5 protein-coding genes are annotated in these 5,248 nt (G+C 55.2%); 3 read left to right on the top strand and 2 right to left on the bottom strand.

The features are described 5' to 3' along the window. The 3 genes from B3Z49_RS13380 to B3Z49_RS13370 form a co-directional block, all read left to right on the top strand. Nucleotides 1-717: choice-of-anchor I domain-containing protein (locus tag B3Z49_RS13380; RefSeq protein WP_414716256.1), on the top strand; the 717-nt coding region annotated here is incomplete at its 5' end. 162 nt (nucleotides 718-879) lie between these two features. Beyond that, a complete protein-coding gene (locus B3Z49_RS13375; protein ID WP_296991761.1) occupies nucleotides 880-1,614 on the top strand; it encodes a response regulator in 735 nt (244 codons plus the stop codon). 8 nt (nucleotides 1,615-1,622) lie between these two features. Further along, entirely contained in the window at nucleotides 1,623-3,122 is a 1,500-nt protein-coding gene (locus B3Z49_RS13370; RefSeq protein WP_120225962.1) for a sensor histidine kinase, read from the top strand. Between the two features lie 81 nt (nucleotides 3,123-3,203). Here the strand turns inward: B3Z49_RS13370 and B3Z49_RS13365 are convergent, their stop codons facing one another. Further along, on the bottom strand, nucleotides 3,204-4,316 hold the full coding sequence (locus tag B3Z49_RS13365) for an ABC transporter ATP-binding protein (protein WP_064782009.1): 1,113 nt from the start codon (nucleotides 4,314-4,316) through the stop codon (nucleotides 3,204-3,206). Nucleotides 4,317-4,320: 4 nt separating this feature from the next. Further along, the gene (locus tag B3Z49_RS13360; protein WP_296991758.1) at nucleotides 4,321-5,208 is read right to left on the bottom strand and encodes a carbohydrate ABC transporter permease; all 888 of its coding nucleotides are present in this window, start codon (nucleotides 5,206-5,208) and stop codon (nucleotides 4,321-4,323) included. Between the last annotated feature and the right edge of the window lie 40 nt (nucleotides 5,209-5,248).

The raw sequence follows: 5,248 nt of genomic DNA, 5'->3' as shown, positions 1-5,248 counted from the left end.
TGGCCGGTGATGGGCATGTTCATGCCTGACACCATCGATGCGATCAATATTGATGGCAAGGAATGGGTCCTGATCGCCAATGAAGGCGATTCACGCGACTATGACGGTTACAGCGAGGAAACCCGCGTTGGCAAACTGACGCTTGATCCGGTTGCCTTCCCAACCGCAAGCACCCTGCAAAAGGATGAAAATCTTGGTCGTTTGAAGACCACAACCGCGCAGGGCGACGTCGATGGCGATGGTGATTTCGATGTCATCTATAGCTATGGCGCACGGTCGTTCTCGGTGCTGGATGCAGACGGTGAAATGGTCTTTGACAGTGGTGATGCGTTTGAGCAGATATTGGCGGCGAACTATCCCAACGTTTTCAATTCCTCTGATACTGAAAACTACAGCCGTGACAACCGCTCCGATGACAAGGGTCCGGAGCCAGAAGGCATTGCAAGTGGCTATGTCAACGGCACGCCCTATGCCTTTATCGGGCTGGAACGTCAGGGGGGCTTCATGGTCTATGACCTGACCAACCCGACCAACCCGCAATTCGTCACCTATCACAGTGATCGTCGTTTCTCTGGCAATCCGGAAAATGATACCGCCGGTGAACTGGCCCCCGAAGGCCTGCAGTTTATTGATGCCAAGAACAGCCCGACCGGCAATGCAATGCTGGTGGTGGCATCGGAAGTATCTGGTAGCACCAAGGTTTATGACCTGAAGTAACCCGATTACAACCTTGATTGTTGGATATGGGGAAGCCGGGCATTGCCCGGCTTTTTCCTTTTTAAACGCCAGATGGAAAACGGTTCAAACCGGTGGCGATATCGACTAAACTCCCGCCGCGGTCGGGGACACGGCCGATGAATATCAGGGGAGTTCGGGACACTGACGACGCGACGTGAACCACATATTCTGGTCGTTGATGACGACCAGGAAATCCAGAAGCTTTTGAAGAAGTTCCTGTTGCAACACGGTTTTCGCATTACCACCGTGTCCGACGGCAATGAAATGCATCGCGCACTGCGTGACTGGAAAATCGATCTGGTGATTCTTGATATCATGTTGCCGGGCGAGGACGGCTTTGCCCTGTGCCGGGACGTTCGACGGACCTCCAAGGTGCCGATTGTCATGCTGACCGCGGTGGGCGAGGATACCGACCGTATTCTTGGCCTTGAACTTGGTGCGGATGATTACCTGACCAAGCCGTTTAATCCGCGTGAATTGCTGGCCCGTATCCGTGCGGTGTTCCGGCGCTTTGAAACAGGTGCGGTTGGGCCGTCTGATAACGAAGTCGCCCCGGCGCACAAGATCATTTTCGGCGAATGGACGCTTGATATCGGATCACGTGAATTGCGCGATGCCGATAATGTCGCTGTGCATCTGTCGACGGGCGAGTTTTCGTTGCTTCTGGCATTGGTCAAAAACAACAAGCGGGCGCTATCGCGTGAACAGCTTGTCGATATTGTGCGCGGGCAAAGCTCGCTTCCGTTTGATCGCAGCATCGATATCCAGATCAGTCGCCTGCGCCGCAAAATCGAAAAAGACGCCAAGAACCCGAAACTGATCAAGACAGTGCGCGGCATCGGCTATCAGTTCTGCGCCGACACCCAAATGATTTAGGCCGACCCATGGCCGATATGTTCGCAAACTTCAGCAACTATATGCGCCGCTACAAGCCGCGCACGCTGGGCGGGCGTATCTTTCTTCTGATGATGCTGGGCGGGCTGATCATTGCAGCCCTTAGCGCCATGGCGTCCTATTACGTGATCGAGCGAGACGAACGCATTGGCCGTGCCTATACGCTGGGCTTTACCATTCGCGAACTGGTACGGATTGCAGAAAACCCGGAATTTGAAGAAAACATCATCGATATCGCCGCGCGCGATGGCATGACAATGCGCATCCTGCCATCCGATGATGTCGGGACCTTGTTGCTGTTTTCCAGACCCGCACAGCATATCGCCATGCCGGTCCGACTGGCCAATACCGGTTGGCCGACCTCGGTCAAGGTGCATTTCGAACGCGGTCGTTTAAGTGCCGAACAGCGCGCCACCATCGAGGCCACCGAAAATCCCAGCCTGTTCTTTGCCGAATTGTCGCGTGAAATCGCGCGTCTCGGGCTTGAGGCACAGGTGGAAATCATGATGCCGTCAGGCAAACGCATTCTGGTGCACCATAACGAGCTGTGGGCGAATTATTCATCGCCGTCGCTGGTGTTTCTGATGTTCCTGATGGGGGTGGCCGCGGTTCTTGTCGTGTTTGCCGGGCTTGCCGATTTGTTGGCAGGCCCGTTCAAGCGCCTGACACGTGCGATCATTGATCACGCCGATGATGTCAGCGGCCCACCGGTCGAGGAACGCGGACCGACCGAGGCGCGGTCAATGGCCGCGGCCTATAACGATTTGCGCGAACGTATTTCAAGGATGCTGGGGGATCGCACCCGGATGCTGGCCGCGATTTCGCACGATTTGCGCACGCCCAGCACGCGATTAAGACTGCGCGCCGAGTTCATTGAAAATGATGAACTGCGCGAAACCGTTTTGCGCGATCTTGATGAAATGGACAGTCTTCTCAATGACGCGCTTGATTTCCTCGGTGACTGGATCGCCAAGGAAGAAGAACGCACCGTTGATTTCATTTCCGTGCTTGAAGCAATTTGTGACGATTACGCTGATCTTGGCCGCCCCGTAAGCTTTGCCGGGCCACAGCCCTTGCAGTTCAGTTCGGTCCATACGGTGTTCGGCGGCAATGATGATGCCCATTCCTTTGAGGGCAAACGCAGCATCCGGTTGTCTTGCCGTCCGGGTACGTTAAAGCGTGCCTTTACCAACCTGATTGAAAATGCCCTGAAATACGGCCATCGGGCCAATGTCAGCCTCGAAGCCACAGCAGATACCGTGCTGGTCACCATCCGGGACGAAGGTCCCGGTATCCCGGTCGAACATCAGGATAAGGTCTTCCTGCCGTTTTATCGCGTTGAAGGATCGCGGGCGCGCAGCACCGGGGGCAGTGGCCTTGGGCTTTCAATCGTTAAAACCGTGATTGATGCCCATGACGGGCGCATCGAGTTGCGCAATATGCCGGGAAAAGGTCTGGAAGTTATCGTGTCCCTGCCGCGCAGGGTTTAGGGCCATTCGGCACAGTATCGGGCAGAGCGGGGCCCAAAAAGAAGAATGGCGGGTGGCCCCCAGAACCACCCGCCAATCAGATCAGATCCGCAACTCGGTATCCGGGTCAAACAGACTGATCTGAGACATGTCGGCCGAGAACGTCATGCTCTCGCCCGGTTTCGGTTGACGGTCCGGACGGACGCGCGCCACGATTTCCTTACCGGCGATTTCGATCACGGTCATCGTGTCGGCACCGGTCGGTTCGATTACTTCGACCTTGCTGTCGAAATTGACATACTGGCTGCCCGGTTCGTCCGACCCGGTACGTTTGTGGGTCAGGGCTTCGGGGCGAATGCCAAACACGACATCCTTGCCGATATAACCACGATAGCTTTCCGGCGCCTCAAACAGCGGCAGGACAATCGGGTTGCCATCGCGCGGAATGGTCAAGGCCAGCTTGCCGTTGTCCTCGGTCAGGGTCGCATCAATGAAGTTCATCGACGGCGATCCGATGAAGCCGGCAACAAACATGTTGTTGGGGCGTTCATAGATGTTCTGCGGCGTATCGAACTGCTGCAGGATACCGTCCTTCATCACCGCGATGCGCGATGCCAGGGTCATGGCTTCGATCTGATCATGGGTGACATAAACGATGGTCGAGCCAAGACGCTGATGCAGCTTCTTGATCTCGGTGCGCATGTCGACACGCAGTTTCGCATCAAGGTTTGAAAGCGGTTCGTCAAACAGGAAGATATCCGGATCACGGACAAGCGCGCGGCCCATGGCAACACGTTGACGCTGACCACCCGAAAGCTGGGACGGTTTGCGATCCAGAAGTGCTTCGATCTGAAGCAGTTTGGCAACATCGGCAACGGCCTTGTCACGTTCCTGATTGGAAACGCCACGAATTTCGAGGCCAAAGGTGATGTTCTTGCGCACCGTCATGTTCGGGTAAAGCGCATAGGACTGGAACACCATGGCGATGTTACGGTCTTTGGGATGCACGTCGTTGATAACGCGATCCCCGATGCGGATTTCCCCGTCGGTGGCTGTTTCCAGACCTGCAATCAGGTTCAGAAGGGTCGATTTGCCGCAACCGGACGGACCAACAAGGACGAGAAACTCGCCATCGTCAATCGCCAGATTGATTTCCTTGAGAACTTCGACAGGGCCGAAAGCCTTGCGAACTTTATCGAGGGTGAGTGATGCCATTTGCTTATCCCTTCACCGAGCCGGCGGTCAGGCCGCGGACGAAGTATTTGCCAGCGAGAACATAAACCAGCAACGTCGGAAGGCCGGTCAGCAGGGCTGCTGCCATATCAACGTTGTACTGTTTCACGCCGGTTGTGGTGTTGACGATATTGTTGAGTGCGACGGTCATCGGTGCGTTTGCGCCAGAAGCAAACGAAGCACCGAACAGGAAGTCGTTCCAGATCTGGGTGAACTGCCAGATGACCGAAACCACGATGATCGGGGTCGAGATCGGCAGAATAATGCGCCAGAAAATGGTGAAGAACCCGGCACCGTCAATGGTGGCTGCCTTGACCAGTTCGTCCGGGATTGAAACGTAGTAGTTCCGGAAGAACAGGGTGGTAAAGCACAGGCCGTAAACGACGTGGACCAGAACAAGGCCCGGGGTGGAGCTGGCAAGACCAAGCTTGCCAAGAACCTGTGACATCGGCAGCAGAACGACCTGGAACGGAATGAAGCAACCAAAAAGCAGCAGGGCAAAGACGATGTTCGCCCCCTTGAACCGCCACTTGGTCAGCGCATAACCGTTGATCGCACCAAGGAAGGTCGAAATCAGAACGGCGGGGATCGCCATTTTGACCGAGTTCCAGAAATAGATTTTGATCCCGGTACATTCGACACCAACGCAGGCTTCGTTCCATGCATAGTTCCATGCATCAAACGTCACCACGCGCGGCAGCGAAATCAGCGACCCTTCACGGATTTCGTCAAGCGACTTCAACGAGGTCGAAATCATTACGATCAGCGGGAAAAGGTAATAGACCGCAAACAGGATCAGAATAAGATACAGCAACCCGCGCAGAACAGTATGTTTCCAGCCTGCATCGTGGCTATAGGTCTGAATATCAGCCATTTTTCTTGCCTCCGCGCAGTTCGGAATACAGATACGGCAC

The sequence above is a fragment of the Thalassospira sp. UBA1131 genome, assembly GCF_002311515.1.
Lineage (GTDB): Bacteria > Pseudomonadota > Alphaproteobacteria > Rhodospirillales > Thalassospiraceae > Thalassospira.
The sequence above is the reverse complement of the archived record's forward strand: the minus strand, read 5'-3'. Positions and strand labels throughout refer to the sequence as shown.

Coding starts and splice junctions, on each gene's coding strand:
- B3Z49_RS13370 (WP_120225962.1), top strand. CDS start 1,623: ATGGCCGATATGTTCGCAAACTTCAGCAACTATATGCGCCGCTACAAG.
- B3Z49_RS13365 (WP_064782009.1), bottom strand. CDS start 4,316: ATGGCATCACTCACCCTCGATAAAGTTCGCAAGGCTTTCGGCCCTGTC.
- B3Z49_RS13360 (WP_296991758.1), bottom strand. CDS start 5,208: ATGGCTGATATTCAGACCTATAGCCACGATGCAGGCTGGAAACATACT.